The organism is Achromobacter veterisilvae (assembly GCF_037619525.1).
GTDB classification, from domain to species: domain Bacteria; phylum Pseudomonadota; class Gammaproteobacteria; order Burkholderiales; family Burkholderiaceae_B; genus Achromobacter; species Achromobacter veterisilvae.
The window spans coordinates 2,026,168-2,040,021 of the sequence record NZ_CP148753.1; the positions used below are offsets into that span (position 1 = coordinate 2,026,168).

General features: G+C 68.6%; 12 protein-coding genes. 3 read left to right on the forward strand and 9 right to left on the reverse strand.

From position 1 onward, the window contains the following. Positions 1–68: 68 nt before the first annotated feature. Positions 69–1,511 carry a pyruvate kinase gene (gene pyk, locus WHX56_RS09410; RefSeq protein ID WP_287754574.1) on the forward strand — a complete coding sequence of 481 codons (1,443 nt, stop codon included), beginning with the start codon at positions 69–71 and terminating at the stop codon, positions 1,509–1,511. A gap of 39 nt (positions 1,512–1,550) precedes the next feature. Here the strand turns inward: pyk and WHX56_RS09415 are convergent, their stop codons facing one another. Beyond that, a complete protein-coding gene (locus tag WHX56_RS09415; RefSeq protein ID WP_129239199.1) occupies positions 1,551–2,780 on the reverse strand; it encodes a nucleoside recognition domain-containing protein in 1,230 nt (409 codons plus the stop codon). A gap of 144 nt (positions 2,781–2,924) precedes the next feature. Here WHX56_RS09415 and WHX56_RS09420 point away from each other — a divergent pair, with 144 nt between their 5' ends. Further along, the gene (locus tag WHX56_RS09420) at positions 2,925–5,189 is read left to right on the forward strand and encodes an acyl-CoA dehydrogenase (RefSeq protein WP_338881061.1); all 2,265 of its coding nucleotides are present in this window, start codon (positions 2,925–2,927) and stop codon (positions 5,187–5,189) included. A gap of 23 nt (positions 5,190–5,212) precedes the next feature. Here WHX56_RS09420 and def read toward each other — a convergent pair whose 3' ends face one another. The 8 genes from def to glyQ all read right to left on the reverse strand — a co-directional run bounded on the left by def (position 5,213) and on the right by glyQ (position 12,791). Continuing rightward, positions 5,213–5,746 (reverse strand): peptide deformylase, encoded by a 534-nt coding sequence (def, locus tag WHX56_RS09425; RefSeq protein ID WP_129239198.1) that lies wholly within the window; start codon positions 5,744–5,746, stop codon positions 5,213–5,215. 161 nt (positions 5,747–5,907) lie between these two features. After that, on the reverse strand, positions 5,908–6,303 hold the full coding sequence (gloA, locus tag WHX56_RS09430; RefSeq protein WP_129239197.1) for a lactoylglutathione lyase: 396 nt from the start codon (positions 6,301–6,303) through the stop codon (positions 5,908–5,910). A gap of 11 nt (positions 6,304–6,314) precedes the next feature. Then, positions 6,315–7,457: a 2-aminoethylphosphonate--pyruvate transaminase gene (locus WHX56_RS09435; protein WP_338881062.1), complete on the reverse strand. Its 1,143-nt coding sequence runs from the start codon at positions 7,455–7,457 to the stop codon at positions 6,315–6,317. A gap of 50 nt (positions 7,458–7,507) precedes the next feature. Continuing rightward, positions 7,508–8,485, reverse strand: a complete 978-nt coding sequence (locus tag WHX56_RS09440) for a M48 family metallopeptidase (RefSeq protein ID WP_129239195.1) — start codon at positions 8,483–8,485, stop codon at positions 7,508–7,510. After that, positions 8,472–9,200, reverse strand: coding sequence for a lysophospholipid acyltransferase family protein (locus WHX56_RS09445; RefSeq protein WP_129239194.1), 729 nt, complete (start codon positions 9,198–9,200; stop codon positions 8,472–8,474). The genes WHX56_RS09440 and WHX56_RS09445 overlap by 14 nt, the downstream gene beginning before the upstream one ends. 4 nt (positions 9,201–9,204) lie before the next feature. After that, complete coding sequence (gene gmhB, locus WHX56_RS09450) at positions 9,205–9,744, reverse strand: D-glycero-beta-D-manno-heptose 1,7-bisphosphate 7-phosphatase (protein ID WP_287754567.1); 540 nt, start codon at positions 9,742–9,744, stop codon at positions 9,205–9,207. Then, on the reverse strand, positions 9,741–11,879 hold the full coding sequence (gene glyS, locus WHX56_RS09455) for a glycine--tRNA ligase subunit beta (RefSeq protein ID WP_338881063.1): 2,139 nt from the start codon (positions 11,877–11,879) through the stop codon (positions 9,741–9,743). The genes gmhB and glyS overlap by 4 nt, the downstream gene beginning before the upstream one ends. After that, positions 11,880–12,791 carry a glycine--tRNA ligase subunit alpha gene (gene glyQ, locus WHX56_RS09460; protein WP_287754565.1) on the reverse strand — a complete coding sequence of 304 codons (912 nt, stop codon included), beginning with the start codon at positions 12,789–12,791 and terminating at the stop codon, positions 11,880–11,882. A gap of 292 nt (positions 12,792–13,083) precedes the next feature. Between glyQ and WHX56_RS09465 the strand changes: the two genes are divergently transcribed. After that, positions 13,084–13,851 carry a crotonase/enoyl-CoA hydratase family protein gene (locus tag WHX56_RS09465; protein WP_287754564.1) on the forward strand — a complete coding sequence of 256 codons (768 nt, stop codon included), beginning with the start codon at positions 13,084–13,086 and terminating at the stop codon, positions 13,849–13,851. Positions 13,852–13,854: the final 3 nt, after the last annotated feature.

Sequence of the window (13,854 nt, forward strand, 5' to 3'; positions counted from 1 at the left end):
CATGATACCCGCCTGTACGCAGGCGGCGTACCATAACGCTTCCGTTGTTTTTGCGAGAGTGGACCGCCATGCCCGTATTGCGCCGCACCAAAATTGTCGCCACCCTGGGACCCTCGACTTCGACGCCCGAACGCATCGAAGCGATGATCCGCGCGGGCCTGGACGTCGCCCGCCTGAACTTCTCGCACGGCAGCGCGGACGACCACCGCGAGCGCGCCCGCCTGGTGCGAGAAATCGCCGCGAAGCAAGGCCGTTTCGTGGCCATCATGGGCGATCTGCAGGGGCCCAAGATCCGCATCGCGCGCTTTACCGACAAGCAGGTCCAGTTGCAGGCCGGGCAGCCCTTCACCCTGTCGCGCGCGCATCCCAAAGAGGACGGCACCGCCAGCATCGTGGGCATCGACTACCCCGAGCTGGTGCAGGACTGCCGCGTCGGCGACGAGCTGCTGCTCGATGACGGCCGAGTGGTGCTGGTGGTGGACCGCGTCGAGGGCGACGAGGTCCACACCACGGTGACCGTGGGCGGCCCGCTGTCGAACAACAAGGGCATCAACCGGCGCGGCGGCGGCTTGTCCGCGCCCAGCCTGACCGACAAGGACCGCGTCGACATCAAGCTGGCCGCGGAAATGGAACTGGACTACGTGGCGGTGTCGTTCCCGCGCTATGGCAGCGACATCGACGAGGCGCGCACGCTGCTGGCGGCGGCCGGCAGCCAGGCGTGGATCATCGCCAAGATCGAGCGCGCCGAGGCCGTGGCCGACGACGAGGCGCTGGACGCCCTGATCCGGGCGAGCGATGGCGTGATGGTCGCGCGCGGCGACCTGGGCGTGGAAGTGGGCGACGCCGAGCTGGTGGGCATCCAGAAACGCATCATCCAGCACGCGCGCACCTTGAACAAGGTCGTCATCACCGCGACCCAGATGATGGAGTCGATGATTTCCAGCCCCATGCCGACGCGGGCCGAAGTGTCCGACGTGGCCAACGCGGTGCTGGACTACACCGACGCCGTCATGCTGTCGGCGGAAAGCGCGTCCGGGCAGTATCCGGTCGAAACCGTGCAAGCCATGGCGCGCGTGTGCCTGGGCGCGGAAAAGCATCCGACCTCGACCGTTTCCCATCATCGAATGGGCGAGACCTTCACGCGCTGCGACGAGACCATCGCGCTGGCCGCCATGTACGCGGCCAACCATTTCCCCGGCGTGAAGGCGATCATCTCGCTGACGGAAAGCGGCCATACGCCGCTGATCATGTCGCGCATCCGCTCGGGCGTGCCGATCTACTGCTACAGCCCGCACAGCCTCACGCAGAACCGGGTGGCGATGTTCCGCGGCGTCTATACCATTCCGTTCGCGCCGTCGGACTACGAGCCCGCCGACCTGAGCAATGCCGCCATCGACGAATTGCGCCGCCGCAGCCTGGTGCAGACCGGGGACTGGGTGATCCTGACCAAGGGCGATTTCTACCGCGACAGCGGCGGCACCAACGGCATGAAGATCCTGCTGGTGGATTGAGCGCGCGGCACCCGGGAGGCCTTCCCGGCCGCGCGGGCTTCAGCCGAAGAACCAGTAGCACACGCCGATGGCAGCCAGCACGCCGGCCAGGTCGGCGATCAGCGCGCAGCCCACGGCGTGGCGCGCGCGCAGGATCCCGACCGACCCGAAATACACCGCCAGCACGTAGAACGTGGTCTCGGTGCTGCCCTGGACGACGGCCGAGAGCAGCGCCGGGAAACTGTCCACGCCGAAGTGCGTCATCGTCTCCAGCATCATGGCGCGCGCCGCGCTGCCCGAGAACGGCTTGACCAGGGCGGTGGGCAGGGCGTCCACGAAACGCGTGTCCCAGCCCGCGTGCTGGGCCATCCAGCGGATGCCGTCCAGCAGGAAGTCCAGCGCGCCGGACGCGCGCAGCACGCCCACCGCGCACAGCATGGCCACCAGGTACGGCAGCAGGCTCTTGGCGATGTCGAAGCCTTCCTTGGCGCCTTCGATGAAGGCTTCGTAGACCGGCACTTTCTTCCAGGCGCCGGCGATCAGGAACGCCAGCAGGATGCCGAACAGGGCCAGGTTGCCCATCAGCGACGACAGCGAGGCGATGGCGGCGGCCGACATGCCCGCCAGCAGCGCCATGAACCCGCCCATGAGCAGCGCGGCGCCACCCAGCCACAGCATGACGACCGGGTCGGCCAGCCGCAGGCGCTGGCAGGCCGCCACCGCCAGGAAACCCGCCAGGGTCGACGCGCTGGTGGCCAGCAGGATTGGAAGGAACACAAGGGTGGGATCCGGCGCGCCCTGCTGGGCCCGGAACATGAACAGGGTGACCGGCAGCAAGGTCAGCGACGAGGCGTTCAGCACCAGGAAGAGGATCTGCGCGTTGGTGGCGGTCTCGGGCGTGGGATTCAGGGATTGCAGTTCGCGCATGGCGCGCAGCCCGATCGGCGTGGCGGCATTGTCCAGCCCCAGGCCGTTGGCGGCGAAGTTCAGCGTGATCAGGCCGATGGCGGGATGGTTGCGCGGCACTTCGGGCATCAGGCGCGCGAACAGCGGGCCCAGCATCCGCGCAAGCCATTCCACCAGGCCGGCGCCTTCGGCGATGCGCAGAAAGCCCAGCCACAAGGTCAGCGTGCCGAACAGCAGCACCATCACTTCCACGGACACGCGCGCCATGTCGAACAGGCTGGCCACCATCAGGCGGAACACTTCGGGATCGCCTACGGCCAGCCAGCGGTACAGCGCGGCCGCCGCCGCGGTGAGGAAGAAGCCCAGCCAGAGTTTGTTCAGCATGCGGAAATTGCCCGGGTAGCGATTCGGTGCGCGCCAGCGCGACGCCGCCCATTGTCGCATCCCGGCAAGCCGCAGCTTGGCCCGCGGCCGCCAATTCTGGTACTTTGGCCCCAGGGAAATAACACATAACAGTGAGAGATACTCATGGATTTCAATGCCTGGCGCCGGCGCCGCATCTCGGAACCCGCGTACCGCTGGGCGCGCAACGCGCTGCCGGCCATGTCGGCGACCGAGCGCGAAGCCATCGAGGCCGGCGACACCTGGTGGGACGCCGACCTGTTCACCGGCAATCCCGATTGGCGCAAGCTGCTGGACGTGCCCGCCGCCGCGCTGACGCCGGACGAGCAGCGCTTCATCGACGGCCCCGTGGCCCGGCTGTGCGCCATGCTGGACGAATGGGACATCACCTGGAACCGGCGCGACCTGCCGCCCGAGGTCTGGGCCTTCCTGAAGGCCGAGCGCTTCTTCGGCATGATCATCCCGAAGCGCCATGGCGGCCTGGGGTTCTCGCCCTATGCGCATTCCGAAGTGGTGCGGCGCATTTCGGCCTATTCCATTACGGCGGGCGTGACGGTCATGGTGCCCAACTCGCTGGGCCCCGGCGAACTGCTGATGCAGTTCGGCACGCCCGCCCAGCGCGACTACTGGCTGCCGCGGCTGGCGGACGGCCGCGAAGTGCCGTGCTTCGGCCTCACCAGCCCCGAGGCGGGCTCGGACGCGGCGTCCATGGTGGACACGGGCGTCGTCTGCCGGCAAGTGGTGGACGGCCGCGAGCTCATCGGGATCCGGCTGAACTGGCACAAGCGCTACATCACGCTGGGGCCCGTCGCCACGGTGCTGGGCCTGGCGTTCAAGATGTCGGACCCGGACGGCATCCTGGGCGGCCCCAAGGACATCGGCATTTCGGTCGCGCTGGTGCCGACCGAGGCGCCCGGCGTCGAGATCGGCCGCCGCCACCTTCCGGCCATGCAGGTCTTCCAGAACGGCCCCAACCGGGGGCGCGACGTGTTCGTGCCGCTGGACGCCCTGATCGGCGGCGCCGAGCGCGCCGGCCACGGCTGGCAGATGCTGATGAGCGCGCTGGCGGCGGGCCGGGGCATTTCCCTGCCGTCGCTGTCGGCCGCCGCCGCGGTGATGTGCGCGCACACCACCGGCATGTACGCGCGCGTGCGCGAACAGTTCGGCATCCCCGTCGGCAAGTTCGAAGGCGTGCAGGAGCGGCTTGCCAACCTGGCGGGCAATGCCTATCTGGTGGAGGCCGCCAGGCGCCTGACCTGCGCCGCGCTGAACCAGGGCGTGAAGCCGGCGGTGGTGTCGGGCATCATGAAGTACCACGCCACCGAACGCATGCGCGGCTCCGTCAACGACGCGATGGACATCCACGCGGGGCGCGCCGTCATCGACGGCCCCAGCAATTACCTGGGCGCGCTGTACCGCGCCGTGCCCATCGCCATCACGGTCGAAGGCGCCAACATCCTGACGCGCAACCTGATCATCTTCGGGCAGGGCGCGATCCGCGCCCATCCCTACCTGATGCCGGAAATGCTGGCGCTCGGCAATCCCGACGAAGAGCGCGGCATCGCCGTATTCCACGATGTGTTCTGGCGGCACCTCCGGCACACGGGGATCAACGCCCTGCGCGCCATCGGCCGCGCCTGGACCGGCGGGGTGCTGGGGCCCGCGCCGGCGTCCGGCCCCACGGCCGGGCATTACCGGCGGCTGGGCCGCTATGCGTCGGGCTTCGCTTTGCTGGCGGACGCGACGCTGGCGCAATTGGGCGGCGGCCTGAAGCGGCGCGAGATGATCTCGGCGCGGCTGGGGGACATCCTGTCGGAACTGTACCTGCAGTCCGCGGTGCTCAAGCGCTGGGAGGACGAAGGCCGCAAGCACGATGACCTGCCCCTGGTGCACTGGTGCCTGGAACAGGGCTATGCCAGCATCGAGAAAAGCATGGACCAGGTGCTGCGCAACCTGCCGGGCCGCGTGCTGTCCTGGGGCCTGCGCGCGGCCATCCTGCCGCTGCGCCTGGCCCGGGGGCCGGGCGACGCCCTGACCCGGGAATGCGCGGAGCTGCTGCTCAAGCCGTCGCCCACGCACGCGCGGCTGGCCGCCGATCTGCACCGGGAGCCCGGCGGCCCCCATTCCGGCGGCGATCCGGTGGGCCTGCTGACCCGCGCGTTCGCGCTTGCGGACGCGGTTCAGCCGCTGCGCGACCGCCTGCGCCAATCGGGCGTGCGCGATTGGCGAGAGGCGCACCGGCGCGGCGCGATCACCGACGCGCAGGCGGCGCAGTTCGAGGAGGCCGAAACCATCGTGTCGCAAGTCTTGCAGGTGGACGATTTTGCGCCCGAGGACTTGTCCCCGTCCGCCGCGCAAGCGGGCGCGGCGGATGAGGGAGGGGGCGTCTAGCCGGGGGCGCCTGGCCGGGACGCCTAATCGTCCTGGTTGGGGTCCATGTCCGGAAACAGGATCTCGGTGAAGCCGAACTTCGAGAAATCCTGGATGCGGGACGGATAGAGGCGGCCGATCAGGTGGTCGCACTCGTGCTGCACCACGCGGGCGTGGAAGCCTTCGGCTTCCCGCTCGATGAGCTGGCCATAGGGGTCGCGCCCGCTATAGCGGATATGGCGGTAGCGCGGCACCATGCCGCGCAGGCCCGGCACCGACAGGCAGCCTTCCCAGCCGTCCTCCATCTCGTCCGACAGCGGCGTGATGACGGGGTTGCACAGGATCGTCTGCGGCACGGGCGGCGCGTCGGGATAGCGTTCGTTGCGGTCGAAGCCGAAGATCACCAGTTGCAGGTCCATGCCGATCTGCGGCGCGGCCAGGCCCACCCCTTGGGCGGCGGCCATCGTTTCGAACATGTCGTCGATCAGCGCGTGCAGTTCGGGCGTGTCGAAGCGCTCAACGGGCGCGGCCACACGCAGCAGCCTGGGATCGCCCATTTTGAGGATGGGATGGATCATGGGAGTTCCTTGCTTGTTTGCCAGTGTTCAGTGCATCAGTGTCTGACACCCTTACGGGACACCAGGCAAGTTTGAAGCAGCCGGCCCGGGTGTCTGACACCTGCGGCGCCGTTCAAACTTGGCTGGGTGTCAGACACACAAGGTGTCAGACACCAGAGTATTTAGTCTTCACGTCCTTTCTTTTCGATGAATTCAATCTTATAGCCATCCGGGTCTTCGACGAAGGCGATGACGGTCTTGCCGTGCTTCATCGGGCCGGCCTCGCGGGTGACCTTGCCGCCTTTTTCCTTGACCTTGTCACAGGCTTCGTAGGCGTTGTCCACTTCCAGGGCGATGTGACCGTAGCCGGTGCCCAGGTCGTACTTTTCCGTGTCCCAGTTGTGGGTGAGTTCGATGACGGCGCCTTCGGACTCGTCCTGGTACCCCACGAAGGCCAGCGTGAACTTGCCGTCGGGGTAGTCCTTGCGGCGCAGGACGCGCATGCCGAGCACGTTGGTGTAGAAGTCGATGGACTTGTCGAGGTTGCCGACTCGCAGCATGGTGTGGAGCATACGCATGGATGTCTTCCTTAAGCGGTGAGGGGGAGCGGGAAGAACCCGCCGCTCGCGGCGGATTCCCGGGAGATGCCGATGTCGCCCAGCGCGGCGCCCATGGCGTCGACCGCCAGGCGCATCCGGTCCGGGCCGAAGGCGCCGATGCAGCCGACCCGGAACGTGGGCTGTTCGGTGTTGTAGAAGTTGCTGAGCACGTAGCCGCGGCGTTTGAGCGCGTCGACGAACAATTGCAGGTTCCAGGTCGGCGCGTCCGGGGCCAGGACGTTGACGACGATGGGGCCTTGCAGGGCGGGCGGCAGGTACGGGGTCAGGCCCAGGGCGCCGATGCCGTCGTACAGCGCGCGCATGTTCGCCGTGTAGCGCGCCAGGCGGGCCTCGCGGCCTTCTTCATGATACAGGTCCAGCGCCACGGCCAGCGCGGCCAGCGTGGGCGCGGGCGGGGTGAAGCGCGGGCCGGCGTTGGGCTGCAGGGTGTGCTGGTAGATGTCGGCCAGGTCCAGCGACCAACTGCCGGCATTGCCGCGCGCGGCTTCCAGGCTGTCGCGCCGGGCCACGACGAACGCGGCGCCGGGCAGGCCTTCCAGGCACTTGTTGGCGGTCAGCACCACGGCGTCCACGGCGGGCAGGCCGCGCAGGTCCAGGGGCAGCGCGCCGAAGGCGGACACCGCGTCGACGATGATGCGGCGGCCCAGCGCGTGGGCGATGCGCGCCAGTTCCGGCACGTCGTGGCAGATCCCGCTGCCGGTTTCGCTGTAGACCAGCGCCAGGTGCGTCAGCGTGGGATCCTGTTCCAGCGCCGCGGCGACCGCCAGCGGGTTCACGCGTTCGGCCGGGCCCACGGCCAGGGGCACCGCGATCCGGCCCGCGTCGCCCGCCAGTTTCTGCAGGCGGGCGGCGTAGGCGCCGGTGGAGGGCGCCAGCAGCCTGCCGCCCTGCGGAACAAAGGTGCGGATCGCGGCTTCCACCGCAAAATGGCCGCAGCCGGGCAGCGCCAGCGCGGCGTGTTCGTCGGGCGAGGCCTGCGCAACGCGCAGCACGCCGTCGCAGACCTGCCGGTAGGTCTGGCGGAAATCGTTGTCCCAGGGCGCGTAGTCCTGCGCCATGGCGGCTTTCACCCGCGCGTCGGTCGTGACCGGGCCCGGAATCAGCAGCAACATTTCAAGGCTCCTTGTGTGGGAACAGGACAAGCACCCCTCTTCAAGCCGCCTCAGAACTGGGGCAGGGAAGCGGGGTCGTGACGCCGCAGGATGTTCTTGGCGTCTTCGAAGCCGGGCAGTATCTGCCCCACTTCGCGCCAGAAGTCCTGACTGTGGTTCATTTCGCGCAGATGGGCAAGCTCGTGGGCGATGACGTAGTCGATGATGGCGGGCGCGAAATGGATCAGGCGCCAGTTCAGCATGATGTTGCCGTCGCTGGTGCAGGACCCCCAGCGCGTGGCGGCGGACGACAGGCGCCAGCGCTGGATCTTCAGCCCGCTGATCTGCAGGAAGTGCGCGAGGCGGGCGCCGAACCAGGCGCCGGCGCGCTGCTGCAGCCAGGCCTGGGCGGAATCGCGGATGCGACCCTGGTCCGCCGAGGACGGCAGCGCCAGCCACAGCGTGTCGCCGTCCTGGGGCGCTTCGGCGTCGCCGGACAGATAGGCCTGGCGGCTGTCGCCGCTCACGCCGATCACGATGCGCTTGCCCAGGTAGGGCAGTTCGCCGCCCGGCTGCCAGCGCGTGTGCGCCATGGCCAGTTGTTGCTTGCGGGCATGCCATTCGCGCAGCTTGGCCAGGATCCAGCGGGATTTTTCGCGCACGGCGTCGTCGATCTGCGCCAGCGTGACCCAATTGGGGGCCGTGACGCGCAGGCCGTCGTCCGTCACTACGAAACCGATGCTGCGGCGGCGCGAGCGCAGCAGCACGAAGCCGATGGGCTGTTGCTCGGTCGGAACCTCGCGCCAGCGCGCGCCGGGCGGCAGCGGATCGGGGCAGGGTGTGGGGACGCGCGACGAGGCGTTGGGCGAGAGCGTCAGCAGCGGTTCGCCCGCGGGGGCGGAGGCGGGCGGGGCGCCGGGGTAGAGGGGCTTGGGGGGCGTAGGCTGAAGCGGGGCCGGCCTGGGCGTGGCGGCCAGCGGCGGCGCGCCCGCGGGCGCGCCGTTTGGCTGTACGTCGAACAGGAGTTCGAGCTGATCAGGGCTGGACATACCTTTCAGGATTGAGACGCCGCATTTCCCCTTCGATCCAGTCCTGAACCTTCTGGTTCAGTTCATCGGGGGAGAGTCCCTTGGATTCTATCGCGGGACCGATGGACAGGGTGACGAGGCCCGGATATTTCACGAAGGCGTTGCGCCGCCAGCACTCGCCGGCGTTATGCGCCACGGGAATGACGACGGCGCCGGTGCGGGACGCCAGCAGCGCGCCGCCCATCTTGTAGCGGGCGACCTTGCCCGGCGCGACCCGGGTGCCTTCCGGAAACAGCAGGGGCCAGCGGCCTTCGTCCAGGCGGGTCTGGCCTTGCTTGACCACCTGTTCGAAAGCGTCGCGCCCTTTCGCGCGGTCGATCGCGATCATGCGCAGCAGCGCCAGGCCCCATCCGAAGAACGGCACCATGTGCAGTTCCTTCTTGTAGACGAAGCAGACTTCGCGGGGCATGTAGGCCGGGAAGAACAGCGTTTCCCAGGCCGACTGGTGCTTGGACAGCAGCACGGCCGGGCCGTCGGGCAGGTTTTCCCAGCCCTTGACCTGCCAGCGGATGCCGCAGAAGACCTTGGCGCCCCAGATGGCCAGGCGCGGCCAGCCCACGGTGAGCCGGTAGCGCCAGTGCAGCGGAAGCGGCGCCCACAGGATGCACGCGAAGGCGTAGGGAATGACCGTGACGGCCAGGAACAGGAAGTACAGCAGCGAGCGTAGCCGGGCCATCGGATCAACTGTCCTGGAGCAGGGCGTCGGCCACGGCCGACAGGTCATCGAATACGCGCGCGTTCTCGGGCAGGCCGCCCTTGGCCAGCGTCTTCCTGCCGTTGCCGGTCAGCACCAGCCAGGGCGAGCAGCCGACCGACGACGAAGCCTGCAGGTCGCGCAGCGAATCGCCGACCGCCGGCACGCCGGCCAGGTCCACGTCGTAGCGGTGGCCGATCTGCTCGAACATGCCCGGGCGGGGCTTGCGGCAGGTGCAGTTGTCGTCCGGACCGTGCGGGCACATGAAAACGGCGTCGATGCTGCCGCCGGCGGCGGCCAGCTCGCGCCGCATCTTGGCGTGGATGGCGGTCAGCGTGTCCATGTCGAACAGGCCGCGCGCCAGACCGGACTGGTTGGTGGCGACCACCACTTTCCAGCCCGCCTGCGTCAGCCGGGCGATGGCATGCAGGCTGCCGGGCAGGGCGATCCATTCGTCGGGATTCTTGACGAAGGCGTCGCTGTCCTGGTTGATGACGCCGTCGCGGTCGAGGATGATCAGCTTCACTGTGCGAGCCTGGAAATATCCGCCACCTGGTTCATCAGGCCGTGCAACTGGCCCAGCAAGGCCAGCCGGTTGGCGCGCACGGCCGGGTCTTCGGCCATGACCATGACATCGGCAAAGAAGGCGTCCACCGGTTCGCGGACCTGGGCCAGCGTGGTGAGGCTGCCGGCGAAGTCGCCGGCGGCCCGTTGCGCCTCGGCCTTCGGGCGCAGGGCGGACACGGCGGCCGCCAGCGCTTTCTCGGCCGGTTCCACCAGCGCGGCGCCGTCCACCGCGCCGATCTCGCCTTCGGCCTTCTTCAGCAGGTTGCCGATGCGCTTGTTGGCGGCGGCAAGGCTGGCGGCTTCCGGCAACTGCGCGAACGCGGCGGCGGCGCGCACGCGCTCGGCCACCTGGTGCAGGGGCGGGGCCAGGGCGACGACGGCTTCCACCGCATTGCGGTCGAACTCGTTGATGAGCTGGTTGCGATAGCGCTCGTAGATGAAGGCGCGGACTTCGGCCAGCGTGCCGGCCGGGACCTTGCCGGCCGGGAACGTGCCCGCCGCCAGTTCCAGCAGGCCGTCCAGCGACAGGGGGCCGTCCTGGCTGATCTTCAGCCAGCCGCCCGCGGCCAGTTGTTCGAACGCGCTGATCAGGCCCAGCGCGGCGCGGCGCAGGCCGAAGGGGTCGCGTTCGCCGGTGGGCGCCAGGCCGATGGCCCAGATGCCGACCAGGGTTTCGACGCGCTCGGCGATGAACAGCACGGCGGCGGTCAGCGATTCCGCGGTGACGGGCGTGTCGTAGCGGTTGCGGTACTGGTTGCGCAGGGCCTGCACCACGCTGTCGGGCTCGCCGTCGCCGGCCGCGTAGTACGCGCCCATGACGCCTTGCAGTTCGGGGAATTCGCCGACCATGTTGGAACCCAGGTCGGCCTTGGCCAGCATGGCGGCGCGGTCGGCGGCGGACACGTCGCCGCCCAGTTGCCCGGCCACGCCGCGGGCGATGGCGCGCACGCGCTCGACGCGCTCGAGCTGCGTGCCCAGCTTGTTGTGATAGACGATGGAGCCCAGTTGTTCGACGCGCGCGGCCAGCGGCGTCTTGCGGTCGGTCTCGAAGAAGAACTGCGCGTCGGCCAGGCGGGGGCGCACCACGCGCTGGTTGCCTTCGACGATGTTCACCGGGTTGTCCGTGCGCATGTTGCTCACGATCAGGAAGCGGTGCGTCAGGCGGCCGGTGGCCGGGTCGAACAGCGGGAAGTACTTCTGGTTCAGCCGCATGGTCAGGATCAGGCATTCCTGCGGCACCTGCAGGAATTGCTCTTCGAACTCGCCCACGTAGACGGTGGGGTGTTCGACCAGCGCGGTGACTTCATCCAGCAGCGCGGCCACTTCCGGGTCGTCGCCCAGGGTGGCGGACAGGCGGCCGGCATGGTCCAGCAGTTGGCGCTTGATTTCGTCGCGGCGTCCTTCGAACGAGGCCACGACGCTGCCGCGCTCGGCCAGCGTGGCGGCATAGGCGTCGGCGTCGGCGAAGGCCACCGGGCCCGCGCTCATGAAGCGGTGGCCCAGCGTCTCGCGGCCGGCCGTCAGGCCCAGCGCCGAGACGGGCACCACGTCGGCGCCGAACAGCGCCACCAGGCCGTGCGCCGGACGCACGAACTTGACGGTGGTGACGCCGTCCGCCAACTGGTAGCGCATGACCTTGGGGATGGGCAGGCCGTCGATCGCGGCGTCGATGCCTTCCTGCAGGCCGGCGGCCAACTGGGCGCCGGGGGCCGTGCCGCGCGCGACCAGGTAGTCCTGCTTGCCGTCGGATTCGCGGTCCAGGGTGGAGACGTCGATGTTCTCCAGGCCCTTGGCGGCCAGCTTCTTTTGCAGCGCGGGGGTGGCTTTGCCGTCTTCGGTCAGGCCGATCTTCACCGGCATCAGCTTTTCGGCATAGGGCTGGTCGGGCGCCTGCGCCAGCACGGCGGACAGGTGCACGGCCAGGCGGCGCGGCGTGGAATAGGCGGTCGCGGCGCAGCCGCCGGCCAGCAGGCCGTGGCGGTCCAGCGTGGCGCGCACGCCTTCGGCAAAGGCCTGGCCCAGCTTTTGCAGGGCCTTGGGCGGGAGTTCTTCGGTCAGCAGTTCGACCAGCAGCGGGCGGATGTTCGTCGTCATTTATGCTGCCTCCCCGGCGGCTTTGCCGCGGCCCAGCATGGGAAAGCCCAGTCGTTCGCGGGAATCGTAATAAGCCTGCGCGACGGCGCGCGACAGGTTGCGGATGCGGCCGATGTAGGCGGCGCGCTCGGTGACGCTGATCGCGCCGCGCGCGTCCAGCATGTTGAAGGTATGGGCGGCCTTCAGCGCGGCCTCGTAGGCCGGCAGCGCCAGCGGCACGTCCATCAGGCGCTTGGCCTCGGCTTCGTAGTCGTTGAAGTGCGAGAACAGCATCTCGGCCGACGAATGCTCGAAGTTGTAGGTGGATTGCTCCACCTCGTTCTGGTGGAACACGTCGCGGTACAGCACGCGGTTGCCGTTGGCGCCTTCGGTCCAGACCAGGTCGTACACGCTTTGCACGTCCTGGAGGTACATGGCCAGGCGTTCCAGGCCGTAGGTGATCTCGCCGGTGGTCGGCGTGCAGTCCAGGCCGCCCACTTGCTGGAAGTAGGTGAACTGGGTGACTTCCATGCCGTTCAGCCAGACTTCCCAGCCCAGGCCCCAGGCGCCGAGCGTGGGGTTTTCCCAGTCGTCCTCGACGAAGCGGATATCGTGCTGCGTGGGGTCGATGCCCAGCGCCTTCAGCGAACCGATGTAGAGGTCCAGGATCTCCGGGGGAGCCGGCTTCAGCACGACCTGGTACTGGTAATAGTGCTGCAGGCGGTTGGGGTTTTCGCCGTAGCGGCCGTCCTTGGGGCGGCGCGAGGGCTGCACGTAGGCGGCGCGCCAGGGTTCCGGGCCGATCGCGCGCAGGAACGTGGCGGTGTGCGAGGTGCCGGCGCCGACTTCCATGTCGTAGGGCTGCAGCAGGGCGCAACCCTGCTTGTCCCAGTATTCCTGGAGCGTAAGGATGATTTGCTGAAAGGTGAGCATAGGATTCTTGGAATTCGGCCGCCGGGCAAGGCTTGCCCTGGGCGTGGGAAACCCGGCATTTTAACTGGCCCGGGCCGGTCCTGTTCCCGAATGGCCGGCGGGCGGTTACATCTATGCCTTTCGGGCGCCGCCGCGGGGAATCCGCCGCGCCCCGGGTGGACGCTCCGGGGCCCGCGGCTGCGCCTGGAAACCAATGGTCGTATGATTCCGGGTTGAGTCCCAAGTCTTATATAAAACCCGGAATCCGATCAAAACCCGCGATTTCCGAGAAATCCCGAGAAGGAGCAGCCCCATGTCCGACCTGATCACGGTGGAAGTCACCGACGGCATCCAGATCATCACGATCAACCGCCCCGAAGCCAAGAACGCCATCAACCTGGAAACCGCGCAGGCCATGGCCGCCGCGCTGGACCAACTGGACAGCCGCGACGACATCCGCATCGGCATCCTGACGGGCGGCGGCGGCACGTTTTCGTCGGGCATGGACCTGAAGGCCTTCGCTAAATCGGGACAGCGTCCGTACGTGGAAGGCCGCGGTTTTGCCGGCCTGAACGAAAAGCCGCCGAAGAAACCGCTGATCGCCGCCGTCGAAGGCTACGCGCTGGCGGGGGGCTGCGAAATGGCCCTGGCTTCCGACCTGATCGTGGCCGCCAGCAACGCCAAGTTCGGCCTGCCCGAAGTCAAGCGCGGCCTGGTGGCAGGCGCCGGCGGCATGCTGCGCCTGCCGCGCCGTCTGCCGTACCACATCGCCATGGAAGTCATCCTGACCGGCGAAATGCTGACGGCCGAGCGCGCCCACGCTTTCGGCCTGGTCAACCGCCTGACCGAGCCGGGCGGCGCCCTGGCCGGCGCCCTGGAACTGGCGCGCGCCATCGTCGAGAACGGCCCGCTGGCCGTGCAGACCGCCAAGAGCATCGTGTCGCAGTCCGGCGACTGGGACCAGGAAGGCATGTTCGACCGCCAGCGCCCGCTGATCGCCCACATCTTTTCGTCCGCCGACGCCAAGGAAGGCGCGACCGCCTTCGCCGAGAAGCGCAAGCCCGTCTGGCAAGCCAAGTAAAAG

Bases quoted from the DNA above. Each gene is read 5' to 3' on its own strand.
- WHX56_RS09435 (WP_338881062.1), bottom strand. From the start codon at position 7,457: ATGTTGCTGCTGATTCCGGGCCCGGTCACGACCGACGCGCGGGTGAAA.
- pyk (WP_287754574.1), top strand. From the start codon at position 69: ATGCCCGTATTGCGCCGCACCAAAATTGTCGCCACCCTGGGACCCTCG.
- WHX56_RS09415 (WP_129239199.1), bottom strand. From the start codon at position 2,780: ATGCTGAACAAACTCTGGCTGGGCTTCTTCCTCACCGCGGCGGCGGCC.
- WHX56_RS09465 (WP_287754564.1), top strand. From the start codon at position 13,084: ATGTCCGACCTGATCACGGTGGAAGTCACCGACGGCATCCAGATCATC.
- glyS (WP_338881063.1), bottom strand. From the start codon at position 11,879: ATGACGACGAACATCCGCCCGCTGCTGGTCGAACTGCTGACCGAAGAA.
- gloA (WP_129239197.1), bottom strand. From the start codon at position 6,303: ATGCGTATGCTCCACACCATGCTGCGAGTCGGCAACCTCGACAAGTCC.
- WHX56_RS09440 (WP_129239195.1), bottom strand. From the start codon at position 8,485: ATGTCCAGCCCTGATCAGCTCGAACTCCTGTTCGACGTACAGCCAAAC.
- WHX56_RS09420 (WP_338881061.1), top strand. From the start codon at position 2,925: ATGGATTTCAATGCCTGGCGCCGGCGCCGCATCTCGGAACCCGCGTAC.
- glyQ (WP_287754565.1), bottom strand. From the start codon at position 12,791: ATGCTCACCTTTCAGCAAATCATCCTTACGCTCCAGGAATACTGGGAC.
- WHX56_RS09445 (WP_129239194.1), bottom strand. From the start codon at position 9,200: ATGGCCCGGCTACGCTCGCTGCTGTACTTCCTGTTCCTGGCCGTCACG.
- def (WP_129239198.1), bottom strand. From the start codon at position 5,746: ATGATCCATCCCATCCTCAAAATGGGCGATCCCAGGCTGCTGCGTGTG.